This is a genomic window from Inquilinus limosus MP06, from assembly GCF_000767795.1.
In the GTDB taxonomy this organism is placed as follows: domain Bacteria; phylum Pseudomonadota; class Alphaproteobacteria; order DSM-16000; family Inquilinaceae; genus Inquilinus; species Inquilinus limosus_E.
Window position 1 is genome coordinate 1 of the sequence record NZ_JANX01000963.1, and the last position, 1,373, is coordinate 1,373.

Consider the following 1,373-nt stretch of genomic DNA (forward strand, 5'->3'; position numbering starts at 1 on the left):
AGCCGATCCGCTGGGCCAGCTGCAGCAGGGCCTCGACGGGAACCGCCGGGTCGCCGATCGCCCGCATCAGCACGGTTTCGGCCGCGGCCTCGCCATAGCCGAGCGGCAGGGCGCCGCCTTGCAGCGCCCGGTCCAGCGCCTCGACCGCCGCGGCCGTCTCGCCCCGGTTGAACCGCTCGGCGATGCCGGCCAGGATCCGGTCCGGCTCCGGGGCCAACGGCCCGGTCACCGGCTCCGGCGCCGTGGAAACCTCGACGGCCGGGGCGGGCTGCGGCGGTGCCGGGCCGGCAGGGGGCTCGACGGGCGCGGAATCCGGGGACCGCGCATCCGGCCTCGCCGGGCGCCCGGCCTGCCGCAGCGCCGCCTCATAGGCCTGGCGCAGGCGCTGGAACCGCTCCGGCTCGGCATCCGGGTCGAAGGATTTCAGGCGCGCCGCATAGGCCCGGCGGATCAGGCGGGGATCCTGCGTCGGCGCGATGTCGAGCTCGGTCCAGACCATGGCGGCGCTACAGGAACACGCCGCGATCGACGGAATCGAACAGCTCGGTCAGCTGCTGCCGCGCCTGGGCGATCTCCTTCGGATCCTGGCGATCGAGCACGGCGGAGAAGGCGGCGAGCCACATTCCGATGGCCTCGCGCTCGGTCCCCAGCCGCTCCTGGAACAGGCGGTCGCCGCGGGCCAGCACGGCGGTGTTCTCGGCCATGTCGCGCGGGTGGATCTTGATCGCCTGGAAGGCCCGCAGTTTCGCCTCGATCTCCGCCCGCGACAGCCGGCCGGCCTGGCCCTCGATCACCAGCCGCTCCTCCCGGCCGGTGCTGACCACCGTTGCCTGCACCTCCAGCAGCCCGCTGGAATCGTAGCTGAAGCGGATGTCGAGCTGCTCCTGCCCGGCCGGCGCCGGCGGCACCGACACCGTCAGCTCGCCGAGCGCGATGTTGTCGGCGACCAGCCGCGCCTCACCCTGGAACACCCGGACGCGGAGGCGCCGCTGGTTGTCGGCCAGGGTCTGGACGCGCTTCACCCGGCTGACCGGCACGACGGTGTTGCGCTCGATGATCGGCAGGTAGTGCCCCTCGACATGCTGGTCCTGGACGCTCACCGCGATGTCGACGCCCAGGGTGAACGGGGTCACGTCGGTCATGACGACCTCGTCCAGCGCCGCGTCCTTCATCTTCAGCCCGGCCTGCACCGCCGCGCCGCGGGCCACGACCTCGTCCGGATTCAGCCGCTGCAGCGGCAGGCGGCGGAACAGCAGCGAGACCAGGCGCCGGATCATCGGCATGCGGGTGGCGCCGCCGACCAGCACCACCTGGCTCAGCGCCTCGGGCCGCAGACGGGCATCGCGCAGCGCCCGCTCGATCGGTCCGCGCAG

Annotated in this window: 1 protein-coding gene and 1 pseudogene; both read right to left on the minus strand. The window is 73.6% G+C overall.

Going from position 1 to position 1,373, the window contains the following annotated elements:
• Nucleotides 1-499: pseudogene (locus tag P409_RS39740) on the minus strand (hypothetical protein); the annotation flags it as partial.
• Between the two features lie 7 nt (nucleotides 500-506).
• The coding region (locus P409_RS34425) for an Hsp70 family protein (protein WP_034849392.1) at nucleotides 507-1,373 on the minus strand (867 nt) is incomplete at its 5' end.